Origin of the sequence: Grimontia sp. AD028, from assembly GCF_000973155.1 — a bacterium.
Taxonomy (GTDB): Bacteria; Pseudomonadota; Gammaproteobacteria; order Enterobacterales; family Vibrionaceae; genus Enterovibrio; species Enterovibrio indicus.
On the sequence record NZ_LASY01000063.1, the window covers coordinates 16511 to 31948 of the forward strand.

Annotated in this window: 18 protein-coding genes; 15 read left to right on the forward strand and 3 right to left on the reverse strand. The window is 50.7% G+C overall.

The genetic code is table 11. The annotated features are described in order from the left end of the window. Positions 1 to 36 precede the first annotated feature (36 nt). Both ylqF and RN22_RS14215 read right to left on the reverse strand, forming a co-directional pair. Positions 37 to 981, reverse strand: a complete 945-nt coding sequence (gene ylqF, locus RN22_RS14210) for a ribosome biogenesis GTPase YlqF (protein ID WP_046305320.1) — start codon at positions 979 to 981, stop codon at positions 37 to 39. Between the two features lie 147 nt (positions 982 to 1128). Next, positions 1129 to 1893 (reverse strand): EAL domain-containing protein, encoded by a 765-nt coding sequence (locus RN22_RS14215; RefSeq protein WP_231590900.1) that lies wholly within the window; start codon positions 1891 to 1893, stop codon positions 1129 to 1131. Between the two features lie 432 nt (positions 1894 to 2325). On the opposite strand from RN22_RS14215, the gene phhA reads away from it, so the two are divergent. Together phhA and RN22_RS14225 are read left to right on the forward strand one after the other, a co-directional pair. Continuing rightward, on the forward strand, positions 2326 to 3117 hold the full coding sequence (phhA, locus tag RN22_RS14220; protein ID WP_046305326.1) for a phenylalanine 4-monooxygenase: 792 nt from the start codon (positions 2326 to 2328) through the stop codon (positions 3115 to 3117). 10 nt (positions 3118 to 3127) lie between these two features. Further along, entirely contained in the window at positions 3128 to 3469 is a 342-nt protein-coding gene (locus tag RN22_RS14225) for a 4a-hydroxytetrahydrobiopterin dehydratase (RefSeq protein WP_002536068.1), read from the forward strand. 58 nt (positions 3470 to 3527) lie between these two features. Here the strand turns inward: RN22_RS14225 and RN22_RS14230 are convergent, their stop codons facing one another. Beyond that, the gene (locus RN22_RS14230) at positions 3528 to 3974 is read right to left on the reverse strand and encodes a DUF4174 domain-containing protein (protein WP_002536067.1); all 447 of its coding nucleotides are present in this window, start codon (positions 3972 to 3974) and stop codon (positions 3528 to 3530) included. A 334-nt stretch (positions 3975 to 4308) separates the two neighbouring features. Here RN22_RS14230 and urtA point away from each other — a divergent pair, with 334 nt between their 5' ends. The 13 genes from urtA to ureG all read left to right on the forward strand — a co-directional run bounded on the left by urtA (position 4309) and on the right by ureG (position 15417). Further along, positions 4309 to 5604, forward strand: a complete 1296-nt coding sequence (gene urtA, locus RN22_RS14240; protein WP_046305331.1) for an urea ABC transporter substrate-binding protein — start codon at positions 4309 to 4311, stop codon at positions 5602 to 5604. Between the two features lie 198 nt (positions 5605 to 5802). Then, positions 5803 to 7425, forward strand: a complete 1623-nt coding sequence (gene urtB / locus RN22_RS14245; protein ID WP_369700102.1) for an urea ABC transporter permease subunit UrtB — start codon at positions 5803 to 5805, stop codon at positions 7423 to 7425. Continuing rightward, positions 7426 to 8505, forward strand: a complete 1080-nt coding sequence (urtC, locus tag RN22_RS14250; RefSeq protein ID WP_197076302.1) for an urea ABC transporter permease subunit UrtC — start codon at positions 7426 to 7428, stop codon at positions 8503 to 8505. It abuts the gene before it with no gap. After that, positions 8502 to 9395 carry an urea ABC transporter ATP-binding protein UrtD gene (gene urtD, locus RN22_RS14255; protein WP_046305335.1) on the forward strand — a complete coding sequence of 298 codons (894 nt, stop codon included), beginning with the start codon at positions 8502 to 8504 and terminating at the stop codon, positions 9393 to 9395. The genes urtC and urtD overlap by 4 nt, the downstream gene beginning before the upstream one ends. 11 nt (positions 9396 to 9406) lie before the next feature. Then, positions 9407 to 10102, forward strand: coding sequence for an urea ABC transporter ATP-binding subunit UrtE (gene urtE / locus RN22_RS14260; protein ID WP_046305337.1), 696 nt, complete (start codon positions 9407 to 9409; stop codon positions 10100 to 10102). A 10-nt stretch (positions 10103 to 10112) separates the two neighbouring features. Beyond that, a complete protein-coding gene (locus tag RN22_RS14265; protein ID WP_046305340.1) occupies positions 10113 to 10988 on the forward strand; it encodes an urease accessory protein UreD in 876 nt (291 codons plus the stop codon). Positions 10989 to 11032: 44 nt separating this feature from the next. Further along, on the forward strand, positions 11033 to 11335 hold the full coding sequence (ureA, locus tag RN22_RS14270; RefSeq protein ID WP_002536054.1) for an urease subunit gamma: 303 nt from the start codon (positions 11033 to 11035) through the stop codon (positions 11333 to 11335). 9 nt (positions 11336 to 11344) lie between these two features. After that, positions 11345 to 11701, forward strand: a complete 357-nt coding sequence (locus RN22_RS14275; protein WP_002536052.1) for an urease subunit beta — start codon at positions 11345 to 11347, stop codon at positions 11699 to 11701. Position 11702: 1 nt separating this feature from the next. Further along, complete coding sequence (gene ureC, locus RN22_RS14280; protein WP_046305343.1) at positions 11703 to 13409, forward strand: urease subunit alpha; 1707 nt, start codon at positions 11703 to 11705, stop codon at positions 13407 to 13409. Positions 13410 to 13417: 8 nt separating this feature from the next. Next, positions 13418 to 13885 carry an urease accessory protein UreE gene (ureE, locus tag RN22_RS14285; RefSeq protein ID WP_046305345.1) on the forward strand — a complete coding sequence of 156 codons (468 nt, stop codon included), beginning with the start codon at positions 13418 to 13420 and terminating at the stop codon, positions 13883 to 13885. 37 nt (positions 13886 to 13922) lie between these two features. Next, the gene (locus RN22_RS14290) at positions 13923 to 14114 is read left to right on the forward strand and encodes a hypothetical protein (protein ID WP_046305348.1); all 192 of its coding nucleotides are present in this window, start codon (positions 13923 to 13925) and stop codon (positions 14112 to 14114) included. 2 nt (positions 14115 to 14116) lie between these two features. Further along, positions 14117 to 14785: an urease accessory protein UreF gene (locus RN22_RS14295; RefSeq protein ID WP_046305349.1), complete on the forward strand. Its 669-nt coding sequence runs from the start codon at positions 14117 to 14119 to the stop codon at positions 14783 to 14785. Positions 14786 to 14796: 11 nt separating this feature from the next. Beyond that, on the forward strand, positions 14797 to 15417 hold the full coding sequence (gene ureG, locus RN22_RS14300; RefSeq protein ID WP_046305351.1) for an urease accessory protein UreG: 621 nt from the start codon (positions 14797 to 14799) through the stop codon (positions 15415 to 15417). Positions 15418 to 15438 lie beyond the last annotated feature (21 nt).

Below are 15438 nucleotides of genomic sequence, written 5' to 3' on the forward strand. Positions count from 1 at the left end.
ATCTCAACTTTCGAAACTCTTATCTCGAATCTTGCCTTAGCGCTTATTCTTCAAATAACGCTTACGACGCTCTTCTTTGTGTTTCGCTTTTTCTTCTGCTTTCTGCGCTGCGGCTTCTTCTACTTCAACCAGTTCCTGACTGATCATGTCTGGGTGTTCCAGTGTGATAAGACCCAGAGCACCGTTGCGAAGGTCGTTAATCAGAATCTCTGAGGCTTTGTGCAGGTCGATACGGCCGCCAGCACGTAAACAGCCGCGTTTCTCGCCAATCGCTTCCATCAGTTCCACTTCAGTTTCTGGTAGCTCTTCGATGTTGTAGCGCTTTTTAAGCAGTTCAGGGTAAGCGCTTGCGAGATATTCCACGGTGTAGAAGGCCACTTCGTCATATTCCATCGCGGTATCTTTTACTGCGCCAGTCGCTGCAAGGCGGAAGCCACTGTGTGGGTTTTCCACTTTTGGCCACAGGATCCCTGGGGTGTCAGAAAGTACCACACCGTTTTGCAGGTTAATGCGTTGCTGTTGACGGGTCACAGCCGGTTGGTTACCGGTTTTCGCGACGACACGGCCAGCCAGTGTGTTGATGATGGTGGATTTACCGACGTTTGGAATGCCCATGATCATGGTGCGAATGTTCTTGCCCATTTCTTCACGGTGAGGGGCAAGCTTACGGCAAAGATCCATGATTTTGTTCACTTCACTGATTTGCTCAGTAGTGATCGCCATCGCTTTTACGCCTTGCTCTTTCTCAAGGTGATCAAGCCAAAGGGCAGTCATCTCCGGGTCAGCCAGATCGCGCTTGTTCAGCACTTTAATCACTGGCTTATCTTTGCGGATGCGGCGGATCATCGGGTTTTCACTGCTGAACGGAATGCGCGCGTCCAGTACCTCGATGATCACATCGATTTTTGGTACCACTTCTTCGATTTCTTTGCGCGCTTTGTGCATGTGGCCCGGGAACCACTGGATGGAATTGTTAATCATGCGAATGATTGCCTTTGTAATTCTGTATAAACGCCTTTCAACATGCGCTGAGGCGAAAAGTTGTCGGCGATTTTAGCACTTAACGGAGGCTTGATAAAAAATAACTGGAAGAACAGGGGGAGAGTGGTGAGAGATTAGCCGATTTTCTTATTCGACCTTCTGGGTCGGCCCGCGTTTACCAGGGTTAGCAGCAAAGAAATCTTCCAAGCGCTGTGGCATGCCCAAATAGAAACCCTGGAAGTAATTGATGTGCAGGGCGCGCATGGCTTCGTATTCTTCCTGATTCTCGATGCCTTCCACTAATATTTCAGCATTCACTTCGTTGGCGAGGGCAACAGCACGCAGCATGGTTTCTACTTCGCCTTCTACATAACGTTGCACTAAAGAACGGTCGATCTTAATTAGGCTTGGGCGAATCATACGTACACGCATTTCCTCTGAGCCCTCTACGCCGTAATCATCTACCGCGATTTGGAAGCCGTTATTAATAGATTGTGTAATGGCAACGGAGAGCGAGAGGGTGTCGGCATGCAGGTGTTCGACAACTTCCAACACAACGTGATGACGGGGGATCCCCAATTCGGCGAGGCGCTTAACTATCAGGTTCTGGTTGGAGAAGGTTTCAATAGAAGCGACAGCGGAAGACGGCAGCATGTTGAGGAAGATTGAGTGATTGCCAGCAAAGGATGAAAAGTTTCGGAGATGGATAACGCGGGCAAGTTTGTCGATACTGATTTGGTTTATAAAGTCCGGATGGTCGTGATCGAGCTTTCTGAAAAGATGTGCAGGGCAGGCTGGCTCTCCATCCGTTTTTCTGGCCCGCACCAGTGCTTCAAACCCAAGTACCGTGCCATTTGCCCGGAAGATAGGCTGAAAGACACTGCGAAGTTCCAATCCATTGAAGACAGCCATCACGTCACCATTTGTATCGGTGCGCAGGCATTCCTCAAATTCAGATTGTGTCCTCAAGTGCTTAACCACAACTACCTTACCTCTCAATCAGACCTGACCGATGTTACGCGAAAGCGTACTATCGGCAAATCAATCATTAGCTTGCATGCTAGATTAATGTGATCTTCTCCGAGGTGAGACGCTTTTTTGCGCTTGGGAACCTCGCTGAAAGCCACGTAATGTCTGCCTTCTCTTACAATTGTTATCTTTGTCTTAATGGCAATGACGTGCAAGACGAGGGAGACAAAAATCATCTTCCACTCACCGCTCGCGTAAAAGCGGGATGTAAATAAAATGTTACGCACTGGTGTTCTGTAAAACCCGCCCGGGTGTTTTCCTCTCTCTGTTGAACCGCTATCGTTTTTTGTAGAGACGAAACAGGGAGGCGTGGCGATGAAACAGCATCAATACGAATCTAAGCCGTTGGATTCTAAAGGTCAGATCGCGTGGACGGATGACGAACATGAGGTCTGGACGCAGCTTGTCGCCAGACAATTAGACTGCATCAAGGGCAAGGCGTGTCGTGAGTATTTTGATGGGCTGGCATTGTTGGATTTGCCCACAAATTGTGCGCCACAGATATCTTCCATCAACCGTGTTCTGGCAGAAACAACGGGTTGGCAACTGGAGCCTGTGCCAGCTTTGATTGATTTCGACCATTTCTTCGCGCTGCTTGCATCAAAACGGTTTCCTGTCGCGACCTTTCTTCGCACTCAGCAGGACTTTGACTATCTACAAGAGCCTGACTTCTTCCACGAAATTTTCGGTCATTGCGCCATGTTGACGCATCCAGCGTTTGCTTCATTTACCCAACATTATGGCAAGCTGGGAGTGAACGCATCGAAGGCAGATCGCGTATATCTTGCAAGGTTGTACTGGTTTACGGTTGAGTTTGGGCTGGTTCAAAACGATGAGGGGCTATCAATTTACGGCGGTGGAATCTTATCTTCGCCAGCGGAAACCGAGTATGCCTTTAATAGCGATGAACCGGTTCGGAAGAAGCTGGATGTGATCGACGTAATGAGAACGCCTTATCGCATCGACATTCTGCAACCGATCTACTTTTATTTAAGTACGCTCGACGAGCTGTACGAACTCGAGAAACTCGACTTGCTTGCGTGTGTGAACAGGGCAAAAGCCCTTGGTCTGCATGCGCCACTTTACCCTCAGAAAATCGCACAATAGGGAGAATGAAATGGAACAATTGTCAGAACTGCAATGTGAAGCCTGCCGTGCAGATGCGCCAAGAGTGGACGGTGATGAAGCGGCAAGTTTGATGTCCACGCTTCCTGAGTGGCAACTGCTGGAGGTCGATGGCATCAACCAATTGCAACGCGTTTATAAGTTCCGCAACTTCAAATTGGCGTGGGAATTTGCAGACAAGGTGGCGGAGTTAGCAGAAGCTGAAGGACATCACCCGGCCATTCTTCTGGAGTGGGGAAGCTGTTCAGTTACTTGGTGGACCCACAAAATTAAAGGTTTGCACAAAAATGATTTTATCTGTGCAGCCAAGACAGATTTGTTGTGCGAAGACTGATCTTCGCTAAAAAGTAAGAAAGGGGCGCAATGCCCCTTTATAGAGAAAACAGCGACAGCTAAATGCTACACCTCAAACCTCGTTCCCTGATTTCTGCCTTCCGCATTGGCATCTCATCAATAACCTGCACCATTTCGTTGATATCAAAACCCTGACGCCAACGGGCTTTTTCGGTGCCATCCTTACCGATCAATACCGCGGTATGCTCGTTGTTCCGCACGCGATATTTGTTCATCAGTTTGATGATTTCCTGCGAAGAGAATAGGCCTCGGGAGTCGGACAGATCGTTCATGTCTAAAATGAGCGTATGGAGGTCTCTGTCATCAATCTGGCAGCGATGAACCAGCAACTGACGCTCAAAAGAGGCCACGTTCTCATCGAAACCTTTTGAAAAATAGATAAGTGTTCGGTGGGGTTCAATCAGACCGTACATCGGGTAGGCGAGCGTGTTTGTGCTGAACCACAGCCCAGTCAGAGCCAACCCAAGATAAGTGAACGTTTTCATGATACACGCCCTTCCACAAAGAACATGTTTGCTAGTACGTAAGCATAGTTCGTTCGGATTGATCTCTCCTGCCTGTACTAAAAAATACAGAACGATGCTCCATATAAGTGCGTCGTGTCACTCCTAGCTAAGGAGTGACTAATATAGTGCGTTGGGCAGGTTTCTATGCACCATTCTTAAGCATCTTGAATTTTGTGTTCGTGTCTATAACGTTTGATGCTCTGTATAAAACCTTTTTTATTTCATTGGGTTGTTATTTATTTGCGAGCAATATCTCGTTTATGGCAAGGCTCTTGCTCAAGGGTATCCCAGATACTCAAAAGGAGCTTTTGCAATGAAAGGGAAGAAGTTTGCATTAAATTGGGTAAGTGCTGCGGTTATCGCTGGTGCTGGCATCTCATTTCAGGTTGTCGCTGAAGAAGACACCATCAAAGTGGGTGTCTTGCATTCGCTATCTGGCACGATGGCGATCAGTGAAACGACGTTGAAAGACACCGTGTTGATGATGGTGGACGAGCAAAACAAGAAAGGAGGTTTGCTCGGCAAGAAGCTGGAAGCCGTTGTGGTTGACCCAGCTTCAAACTGGCCGCTGTTTGCCGAAAAAGCACGCGAACTGATTGAGAAAGAAGAAGTAGATGTTGTGTTCGGCTGCTGGACATCCGTTTCACGCAAATCTGTCTTACCTGTATTCGAAGAACTTAACAGCCTGCTGTTCTATCCTGTTCAGTACGAGGGTGAAGAGTCCTCGAAAAACGTGTTCTACACTGGCGCTGCGCCTAACCAGCAGGCGATTCCTGCTGTTGACTACCTGAAAAAAGACCTTGGCGTTGAGCGCTGGGTACTGGCAGGTACTGACTATGTTTACCCACGTACGACCAACAAAATCCTCGAAGCCTATTTGATTGACAGTGGTGTTGCGAAAGAAGACATCATGATCAATTACACCCCATTTGGTCACTCTGATTGGCAGTCAATCGTTGCTGACATCAAGAAATTCGGTGCTGCCGGTAAGAAAACCGCAGTGGTTTCTACCATCAACGGTGACGCCAACGTGCCTTTCTACAAAGAGCTTGCTGCTCAGGGCGTAGAAGCGGAAGACATTCCAGTGGTTGCATTCTCGGTTGGTGAAGAAGAACTGTCTGGTATGGACACTTCTGCGCTGGTGGGTCACCTCGCAGCATGGAACTACTTCATGAGTGTTGAAACTGACACCAACGACGAATTCGTTGAGAAGTGGCATGCCTATATCAAAGACGACAAGCGTGTGACTAACGACCCAATGGAAGCCACTTACCTGGGTTTCAACATGTGGGCGAAAGCGGTTGAGAAAGCAGGCACCACAGATTCTGAAGCCGTTCAGGAATCGATCATTGGTGTGACTGTTCCAAACCTGACTGGCGGTTTCGCGACCATGATGCCTAATCATCACATCACTAAGCCTGTGTTAATTGGTGAAATTCAGGACGACGGTCAGTTCGTGACCGTGTGGGAAACCCCGGACGTTGTTGCGGGTGATGCGTGGTCTGATTACCTGACTGGTTCAAAAGATTTGTTTGCAAGCTGGCTGAAGCCAATGTCTTGCGGCAGCTTCAATGTCACCACGGGCCAGTGCTCAGGTGTCGCTGAATAAGTTCTGATTCTATCTACTAGGGTAGGGAGTCCATAGAGACTCCCGCCCGGAAGGTTGCTTCCAGTTTACCTGCCTTTGCGGTGCCGTCTCCTTGCACATATGAACCGCATTGGCAGGATTTTTTCGAAGGATCGATTCATGCATCGTTTGACAGCAACAATGAATCGCCTGCTGTGGTTGTGCCGCTTACTCGTTCTTATGAGTAGCGTACTGATAACAGCACAGGCGAACGCCGACATTTCGGAGATGTCCCAAGCCGCAAGCGCACTTGCGGGTAAATCGTTTGGTGACAAAGAAGCCGCGATTGCTTTTATCGCGTCAGCTGTGTCATCAGAACAAGCAACGGTTTCCAACATTCAACTTCTTGAAGGCTTGCTGAATAAGCAGGTGGTTTACGACAAGAAAGCCAAATCTGTTTGGTATCTTGCCGAGCCGCCATTGGCGAAAGGCAGCGAGCTGACCAATATTCTCTCTGCCGACACTGTGACGGTAGAAAAGAAACGCCAGTACCGTGCGGTGACCATCAATAACAAAATCCGCAGTCAGATAAAGACCGCCATGGCGACAGGTGCACTGTCCAGCGCTGATGCAGAAACACGTCAAACCGCGGCTAGGCGCATGATTGGAGAGCTTGATGCCTCCTTACTGCCCACTATCATTTCGATACGCGACGCCGAGAGTGACACTGTCACTAGAAAGTATCTCTCCACGGCAATTTCTGTGTACGCAGTGACAGAAGGCAGCGAAGCAACGCAGGCCATGGAAGCAAAGCAGACCATGGAAGCCATAACTTTCCTGTCTGGCGTTGGTTTGCCCGAAGCCTTTGATGCGCTGCAGGCAGCAAGAGCGAAAGTGCAGAGTGATGATGTTGAAACCATCACAGCGCTTGATAAAGCGATTGCTGAGTATGAACAGAGCCAGCGTGTAGTGAATGCCGCCCAAACTTTGTATTTCGGTTTAAGTCTTGGGTCGGTACTAGTGCTCGCGGGGATCGGCCTTGCCATCACGTTTGGTGTGATGGGCGTGATTAACATGGCGCATGGTGAGTTGATCATGATCGGTGCGTATACCACCTATGTGCTGCAACAACTTTTCCCGGCGCAAACCGGCATGGCGCTGCTGCTTTCTATTCCTTGCGCCTTTGTGGTTTCCGGTTTGGTGGGCATGGCGATTGAGCGTTCGGTGATTCGACATCTTTACGGCCGGCCATTGGAAACCCTGCTGGCGACCTTCGGCATCAGCCTTATTTTGCAACAAGCTGTGCGTAGTATCTTCTCTCCGCTTAACCGTTCTGTCAGCACACCTGATTTTATGAGCGGCATGATTGAAGTCACGCCAATGTTAGAGCTGACAGCCAGCCGCATGTACATCATGGTGTTCTGCCTGATGGTCTTCTTTGCACTCCTGTTTATTTTGAAGCGCACGCCTTTGGGCTTGCAGGTTCGTGCCGTGTCGCAAAACCGTGCAATGGCCCGCGCGATGGGTGTGCGCTCTGAATGGGTCGATATGGCGACCTTTGGTTTGGGCTCAGGCATTGCCGGTGTAGCGGGCGTGGCACTTTCCCAGCTCACCAACGTGGGACCGAACATGGGTCAGGCTTACATCATCGACTCTTTCATGGTGGTGGTCTTCGGCGGCGTTGGAAACCTATGGGGAACGTTGGCTGCAGGCTTGAGCCTCGGTGTGTTCAACAAAGTCTTGGAACCTTGGGCGGGCGCTGTATTGGCGAAGATCCTCGTTCTGGTGTTCATCATCCTCTTTATTCAAAAACGTCCTAAAGGTTTGTTTCCGCAACGTGGACGCATGGCGGAGGACAACTAAATGGTCACTAAATCTCTTTTCGACCGCTCAACGGTAATGATGATTGTGGTGCTGCTGGGCATTGGTTTTCTGGTGCCTATCCTAAACCTGGTGGTACCGGCAGGCAGCGTTTTTTATCTTGAAACGTATACCGTTTCTCTACTCGGAAAATATCTCTGCTTCGCCATTCTCGCGCTGTCAGTGGATTTGGTTTGGGGTTATCTCGGTATTTTGAGTCTGGGCCACGGCGCGTTCTTCGCACTCGGCGGTTATGCCATGGGTATGTATCTGATGCGCCAGATTGGTGATCGTGGCGTTTATGGTAACCCAGAACTGCCGGACTTTATGGTGTTCCTTAACTGGCAGGAACTGCCGTGGTTCTGGTTCGGCTTCGACCAATTCTGGTTTGCCTGTTTGATGGCAGTCGCGGTACCTGGTCTGTTGGCCTTTGTATTCGGCTGGCTGGCATTCCGCTCCCGTGTGTCCGGCGTTTATCTCTCCATCATGACGCAGGCGATGACGTTCGCTTTGATGCTGGCATTCTTCCGCAATGAAATGGGATTTGGCGGCAATAATGGCCTGACGGATTTCAAAGACATTCTCGGTTTCAGCCTTCAAAGCGATGCCACCCGAATTGGGTTATTTACGGCGACTGTGATGGCGTTACTGCTGGTTTACTTGTTGTGTCGTGCGGTGGTTGTCAGCCGATTAGGTGCATTGACGATCGCCATTCGCGATGCGGAATCCCGCACCCGATTTGTTGGATATCGCGTTGAGAACAGCAAGCTCTGGTTATTCGTGTTGTCTGCTGCCATCGCAGGTGTGGCGGGTGCGCTATATGTCCCGCAGGTGGGCATCATTAACCCGGGAGAATTTGCGCCGCTGAACTCGATTGAAATCGTGGTTTGGGTAGCACTGGGTGGCCGCGCGACTCTCTATGGCGCTGTCATTGGTGCTGTGTTGGTGAACTACGCGAAAAGCTGGTTCACGGTTGAATTTCCAGAAGTGTGGCTGTTTGCGTTGGGTGCGTTGTTTGTACTCGCGACCTTGTATCTGCCAAAAGGCGTAAGTGGACTGTTTCGCAAGGAGGCAAACGCATGATGTCGAGAACCTTGGTGGTCGAAGGCATGAACCACCAAAAAGAACAACTGCCTGAGACCAATCCTACGGCGGAGCTGCTGAATGAAATCACCCGACGTGATCAGGTATTCAGCTTCCTGAAGCCTCAATACAACCCCAAAGTCGACGTGAAAAACGGCATGTTGCTTTACGTCGAAGGAGTGTCGGTATCTTTTGATGGTTTCAAAGCGATTAACGATTTGAACCTGTACATCAAAGAAGGCGAGCTTCGCTGCATTATCGGGCCAAATGGTGCGGGTAAAACCACCATGATGGACATCATCACGGGTAAGACGAGACCGGATGTGGGCGACGTCTGGCTTGGTCAGCAATTGAACCTGCTCAAGATGGATGAAGCGGAAATTGCCAATGCGGGCATTGGCCGAAAATTCCAGAAACCTACCGTATTTGAAGCGCTGTCAGTTTGGGAAAATCTTGAGCTTGCCATGGCGGGTGAGAAATCCACCTGGCATCTGTTCCGTGCCGTTTTATCCGGTGAGCAGAAATGCGACATAGAAAGAGTACTCGAACTAATAGGCTTAGACACACAGTCCAGAATGTTGGCGGGCAAGCTTTCCCATGGCCAGAAACAGTGGCTTGAAATCGGCATGCTGCTGATGCAGAAACCTAAGTTGTTGTTGGTGGACGAGCCTGTGGCGGGCATGACGCATCAGGAGATGGATCGTACTGCTGAGCTACTGCTTTCTTTGGCTGGCGAGCATTCCATCATGGTGGTTGAACACGATATGGATTTTGTTCGCAGTATTGCGTCGACGGTGACCGTGCTTCACCAAGGGCATGTGCTGGCAGAAGGATCGATGAAGTCGATTCAGGATGACCAGCGTGTACGTGAAGTGTATTTGGGTCAATAGGAGAGAGTTTAATGCTGACGGTAAATGGATTAAATCAGCGTTACGGAGAGAGTCAGACACTCTGGGATCTTTCAATTGAAGCGCCAAAAGGACAATGCACCGTGGTGATGGGACGCAATGGCGTCGGAAAAACCACCTTGCTGCAAAGCATCATGGGATTATTGAAAGTCGATACTGGCCAAATCCTGATGGAAGGTAATGACCTTGCCCCGCGTCGCGCCGAAGACAGACCGCGGGCGGGTGTGGGCTATGTGCCGCAGGGTCGTCAGATCTTCCCAAGATTAACGGTTGAGGAAAATCTGGAAATCGGCCTGCCCATCCGCCCTAAGAACGACAGGAAAATCCCTGATTACATCTATGAGTTGTTTCCTGTCCTGGCGGAAATGAAGCGTCGCTTTGGCGGGGATTTATCAGGTGGTCAGCAACAGCAATTGGCGATTGCCCGCGCTTTGGTGATCGACCCCAAGCTATTGCTTTTGGATGAGCCGACAGAAGGGATTCAGCCAAACATCGTGCAGGAAATTGGCGACATCATCTGCAAACTCAATCAGGAGATGGGCCTCACTGTCATTCTTGTTGAGCAGAAGCTGCCATTTGCACGCAAAGTCGGCGACAGATTCTGTTTGCTTGATCGCGGAAGAAGCGTGGCTAGCGGCGAAATGGGCGAGCTTTCTGACGATCTGATTCGACAGTATCTGACGGTGTAGGAGTGATTGTATGGCACAAACGCTCTCTGATGTTTATGAAAGCAATGTCCTGAACACCCAGTCTCACGGCCGATGGGAAGCGGAACTTCGCCTCGGGTATCAGCACAACGGTACCCGAACGGTATTGCGTGATTGCCTGCACCGTGGCCCTTTGGCGGTGCAGCGCGCTTTGTATCCGGAAGGCGGCGTATGCCACAGCCATTTGTTGCATCCGCCGGGCGGTGTGGTGGGTGGCGACAGCCTGAATGTGTTTGTCGAGGCCAAAGACGGCGCAGAAGCATTAATTACCACTCCCGGCGCGACTCGTTTTTATCGCTCAGACGGTCGCGTTGCGACGTTAAACCAATCGCTGAAAGTGGGTGAAGATAGCCGTCTTGAGTGGTTGCCGTTGGAAAACATTGCGTTTCCGAATGCCCATCTTGTCACCCGTACTGATATTCAAATTTCCTCTCATGCGCGCTTTGCAGGCTGGGAAATTTGGACTTTGGGACAGCCTGTTTCCAACCAAGCCTTCGATAAAGGCGTGATTGATGGAATGACCACGATTTCCATCGACGACAAGCTCGTTCTCTGCGAGCGCCTACGCGTCAATCCAGCCACGCTACAACACTCTGCCGCGGCGCTTCGTGGCTATCCCGTTGTCGGTTCTATGTTCGTGTGTGGCGACGCAGAGGCTTTGTCTGAGTTGCTTAAAAGCTGGTGGGCTGAACAGGACAAGCCGAAAGAGCTGGAGCTTGGCATTACCTATATAGACGGATTGCTGGCTGTGCGGGCATTGGCATCAAACACAGAAACCCTGTTCCACATTCTGACGGAATGCTGGCTAAGAATTCGAAAACACTGGACCGGCGCAACCCCTGATGTACCGAGGATCTGGCGTACTTGATTTATAGCGGTGTATTGACCGCGAAAACTGCGAGGAGTCAACACATGGAGTTAACCCCGAGAGAAAAGGACAAGCTGCTGCTATTTACCGCTGCTTTACTTGCCGAACGACGCAAAGAACGTGGCTTGAAGTTGAACTATCCCGAATCTGTCGCCTTGATCAGCGCCGCCATTATGGAAGGTGCTCGAGACGGTCGAACCGTGGCGGAGTTGATGGATTACGGCCGCACTATCCTGACCGTCAATGACGTGATGGAAGGGGTGCCAGAGATGATCCACGACGTCCAGGTGGAAGCGACTTTCCCTGATGGCACCAAGCTTGTCACTGTTCACGATCCGATTGTGTAGGAGGCCAAGATGAAACTAAAAACAGGTTCCTTTACGCCGGGTGAAATTCGCGCAGCAGACGGGGAAATCGAGCTCAATGCAGGTCGCCCAACTGTTACCGTTGATGTAGCAAACACAGGTGATAGGCCAGTTCAGGTCGGCTCTCACTATCACTTTTTCGAAGTGAACGACGCGCTGGTTTTTGAACGCAACATGACAAAAGGATTTCGTCTCAACATTCCTTCAGGTACGGCGGTGCGTTTCGAACCAGGTCAAAGCCGCTCGGTAGAGCTTGTGGCTTACGCGGGTTCCCGCGAAGTGTATGGCTTTCAAGGGCGCTGCATGGGTCCGATAGATGGTGCATCAAACAGCGATAAGGATGATTGAGATGAGTAAGAAAATATCCCGAAGCGCTTATGCAGAAATGTTCGGTCCAACCACAGGCGACTGTGTGCGTTTGGCCGACACCGAACTCTGGCTGGAAGTGGAAAAAGACTTCACGGTTTACGGCGACGAGGTGAAATTCGGCGGCGGTAAAACTATTCGCGATGGTATGGGACAAAGCCAACGCCCGAGCAGCGAAACACCGGACATGGTGATCACCAATGTTGTCGTGCTCGATTACTGGGGCATCGTAAAAGCAGATGTCGCTGTAAAAGGCGGTCGCATTGCGGGTATAGGCAAAGCCGGTAACCCGGACATTCAGGACAATGTCGATATCATCATTGGCCCGGGCACTGAAGTGGTGGCGGGTGAAGGTCAAATCCTGACAGCGGGCGGCATTGATTCTCACATCCACTTTATCTGCCCGCAGCAAATCGAAGAAGCGCTGACCTCTGGCGTGACTACTATGATCGGTGGCGGTACTGGCCCAGCGACAGGCACCAATGCGACAACCTGTACGCCGGGACCTTGGAACATTCACCGCATGCTCGAATCGTTGGATGCGTTCCCGATGAACTTCGGTTTGCTGGGTAAAGGTAACGCGAGCTTATCGGACGCGCTGGACGAGCAAATTGCGGCGGGTGCCTGTGGCTTGAAACTGCACGAAGACTGGGGCTCGACGCCAGCAGCGATTGACTGCTGTTTAAGCGTCGCGGAAGTGACGGATACTCAGGTCGCGATTCACACCGACACGCTCAACGAGTGTGGCTTTGTGGAATCGACGCTGAGTGCCATTGGCGACCGCGTTATCCATACCTATCACACTGAAGGCGCGGGTGGTGGCCATGCGCCGGATATCATCAAAGCGGCAGGCCTTGCAAACGTATTACCGTCTTCGACTAACCCAACCCGTCCTTACACGGTCAACACGGTGGATGAACACCTCGACATGTTGATGGTGTGTCACCACCTTTCACCGTCCATCGCCGAAGACATCGCGTTCGCGGAATCCCGTATTCGCCGCGAAACCATTGCGGCGGAAGACATGCTTCACGACATGGGGGCGTTTTCGATGATTTCGTCGGACTCGCAGGCCATGGGACGAGTCGGTGAAGTCATCCTTCGTACCTGGCAAACCGCGCACAAGATGAAAGTGCAGTTTGGTGCGTTGGAAGGCGACAGTAGCTATAGCGATAACGCGCGAATCAAACGTTATGTGGCGAAATACACCATTAACCCGGCGATTACTCATGGCGTCGCCCATGAAGTCGGCTCGATTGAAAAGGGCAAATTGGCGGACCTGGTACTTTGGAAGCCTGCTTTCTTTGGCGTGAAACCTTCGCTGGTGATCAAAGGCGGCTTAATTGCTACCGCGCCTATGGGCGATCCAAATGGCTCCATTCCAACACCTCAGCCTGTGCATTACCGCCCTATGTTTGGTTCTTTTGGTGCAGGCCCAGCACAGAGCTCGCTGTTGTTTATGTCTCAGATGTCGATTGATAACGGTGTACCGGAAATGCTGGATCTGAAGAGTGGTGCAGTGGCAGTGAAAAACTGCAGAAACATCCGCAAGAAAGACATGAAACTGAACGACTGGCAGCCAACGATCGAAGTGGATCCTCAAACCTATGAGGTGCGCGCAGACGGCCAATTACTGGTTTGCCAGCCTGCTGATGTGTTACCGATGGCGCAACGTTACTTCCTGTTCTGAGGTGAAAAATGATCGAATTTACAGAAATCATCAAAGCATCGGATGTCAGGGAAAGTGATATCACCGAATTGGCGACGATTCATCTTGGCATTGATTCAAGAATAAAAAGCCGTATCCGCGTCACACTGGATAACGGCAGTGAGGCTGGGTTGTTTCTTCCCCGTGGGCAAACGCTTCGCGGTGGTGATGTGTTGGTATCAACCTGCGGCCACCAAGTTCGTGTTATCGCGGCAGAGGAAAAAGTATCAACCGTACACGCTGATGATGGCGTGTTATTGGCTCGGCTCGCTTACCACTTGGGTAACCGCCATGTACCGTTGCAAGTGGGTGATTGGTGGGTACGTTATCAGCATGACCACGTTTTAGACGAAATGGTGGGATTACTCGGAGGCCGTGTGGTGGTCGAAATGGCCCCTTTTGAGCCAGAAGCGGGCGCTTATGGCGGCCACTCATCCGGTCATCACCGTCATCATTGATTTTAGATTTAATACATTCAGTCAAGGAGACAGGACTATGAAAAAATTACTTATCGCTGCGCTGGCATTACCGTTTCCCGCGTTTGCACACATTACTGGCGAACCGCATGCTGAGACGCCGCATCATATTTTGGCCACCGCGCAGGCGCACCCGTTTGAAACTGTATTAATGCTGGTAGCTGCGGCGGGAATTGGCTACATGATTCACCGCATGTTCAACGGCCGTTAGTCATGCAATCCGATTATCGTCTGTTTCAACTTATCAGTCCTTCTTTGCCTGTGGGAGCATTCAGCTACTCACAAGGTTTGGAGTGGGCGATAGAAACAGGCTGGGTTGATAGTGAATCTGCATTGAAGGACTGGCTGGTGAGCTTGGCAACAGACAGCTTGCAACAGCTCGAACTGCCCGTGCTTCGCCGCGTTTTCGCTGCAATGAAGTCAGATGATGTTGTGACGGCAAATCATTGGTGTGATTGGCTGTATGCCAGCCGCGAAACGATGGAACTACGAACGGAAGAGCTTCAGCGCGGACGCACCATGGTGAAGCTGTTGCAGCAGCTTGAACTGGTTGAAGCCGAAAGCCAGTTGGATGTGTTGCTGGCGAAAAGTCAGGTCGCAGGCTTCGCGTATGCCGGAATGAAATGGGGCATAGAAGAAGAAGCCCTTTGCCACGGTTATGCATGGAGCTGGTTGGAAAACTGCGTCGTAGCGGGCGTGAAAATGGTGCCGTTAGGACAAACAGCGGGACAGCGTGTGTTGATGGAAGTGTCTGATGCTTTGCAGGAAGTCGTCGAAGCGTCGCGTTTTATCGCTGATGAACAAGTCGGCTCTTTTGCACCTGCGCAGGCCATTGCGTCGAGCTGCCATGAAACACAATACACGCGGCTATTCCGCTCATAAGGAGAATGAAGATGGATTATAAACAACCGCTAAGAGTCGGTGTAGGTGGCCCAGTTGGGTCAGGAAAAACGGCGCTTTTAGAAGTGCTATGTAAAGCCATGCGTGATACCTATTCGGTGGCTGTTGTCACCAATGATATCTATACCCGTGAAGACCAGCGCATTCTGACCGAGGCCGAGGCTTTGCCTGCAGAACGCATTGTTGGGGTGGAAACGGGCGGTTGTCCGCACACCGCGATTCGTGAAGATGCATCGATGAATCTTGAAGCTGTTGAGGGATTGGCAAAGCTTCATAAAGATCTGGATTTGGTGTTTATCGAAAGCGGCGGCGATAACCTGAGTGCCACGTTTAGCCCTGAACTCGCTGATCTGACAATCTACGTGATTGATGTGGCAGAAGGCGAGAAGATCCCACGCAAAGGTGGACCGGGTATTACTCGTTCTGACTTACTGGTGATCAACAAAATCGACTTGGCACCCTACGTTGGCGCGAACCTCGATGTGATGGATTCGGACACCAAAAGAATGCGTCCGGTGAAACCTTATGTCTTTTCCAACCTGAAAGAAGGTGTGGGGCTGGCGGAAGTGATTCATTTCCTCGAGACGGAAGGAATGTTGAAAAAAGCGGGTTGATAACCCGCTTCTCGATTGGTT

Excerpts from the sequence above, each read along its gene's own strand:
- urtB (WP_369700102.1), top strand. The coding sequence starts at position 5,803 with ATGAGTAGCGTACTGATAACAGCACAGGCGAACGCCGACATTTCGGAG.
- ureA (WP_002536054.1), top strand. The coding sequence starts at position 11,033 with ATGGAGTTAACCCCGAGAGAAAAGGACAAGCTGCTGCTATTTACCGCT.
- RN22_RS14265 (WP_046305340.1), top strand. The coding sequence starts at position 10,113 with ATGGCACAAACGCTCTCTGATGTTTATGAAAGCAATGTCCTGAACACC.
- urtE (WP_046305337.1), top strand. The coding sequence starts at position 9,407 with ATGCTGACGGTAAATGGATTAAATCAGCGTTACGGAGAGAGTCAGACA.
- urtD (WP_046305335.1), top strand. The coding sequence starts at position 8,502 with ATGATGTCGAGAACCTTGGTGGTCGAAGGCATGAACCACCAAAAAGAA.
- ylqF (WP_046305320.1), bottom strand. The coding sequence starts at position 981 with ATGATTAACAATTCCATCCAGTGGTTCCCGGGCCACATGCACAAAGCG.
- ureE (WP_046305345.1), top strand. The coding sequence starts at position 13,418 with ATGATCGAATTTACAGAAATCATCAAAGCATCGGATGTCAGGGAAAGT.
- ureC (WP_046305343.1), top strand. The coding sequence starts at position 11,703 with ATGAGTAAGAAAATATCCCGAAGCGCTTATGCAGAAATGTTCGGTCCA.
- RN22_RS14230 (WP_002536067.1), bottom strand. The coding sequence starts at position 3,974 with ATGAAAACGTTCACTTATCTTGGGTTGGCTCTGACTGGGCTGTGGTTC.
- urtC (WP_197076302.1), top strand. The coding sequence starts at position 7,426 with ATGGTCACTAAATCTCTTTTCGACCGCTCAACGGTAATGATGATTGTG.
- ureG (WP_046305351.1), top strand. The coding sequence starts at position 14,797 with ATGGATTATAAACAACCGCTAAGAGTCGGTGTAGGTGGCCCAGTTGGG.
- RN22_RS14275 (WP_002536052.1), top strand. The coding sequence starts at position 11,345 with ATGAAACTAAAAACAGGTTCCTTTACGCCGGGTGAAATTCGCGCAGCA.
- RN22_RS14215 (WP_231590900.1), bottom strand. The coding sequence starts at position 1,893 with ATGGCTGTCTTCAATGGATTGGAACTTCGCAGTGTCTTTCAGCCTATC.
- RN22_RS14225 (WP_002536068.1), top strand. The coding sequence starts at position 3,128 with ATGGAACAATTGTCAGAACTGCAATGTGAAGCCTGCCGTGCAGATGCG.
- RN22_RS14295 (WP_046305349.1), top strand. The coding sequence starts at position 14,117 with ATGCAATCCGATTATCGTCTGTTTCAACTTATCAGTCCTTCTTTGCCT.
- urtA (WP_046305331.1), top strand. The coding sequence starts at position 4,309 with ATGAAAGGGAAGAAGTTTGCATTAAATTGGGTAAGTGCTGCGGTTATC.
- RN22_RS14290 (WP_046305348.1), top strand. The coding sequence starts at position 13,923 with ATGAAAAAATTACTTATCGCTGCGCTGGCATTACCGTTTCCCGCGTTT.
- phhA (WP_046305326.1), top strand. The coding sequence starts at position 2,326 with ATGAAACAGCATCAATACGAATCTAAGCCGTTGGATTCTAAAGGTCAG.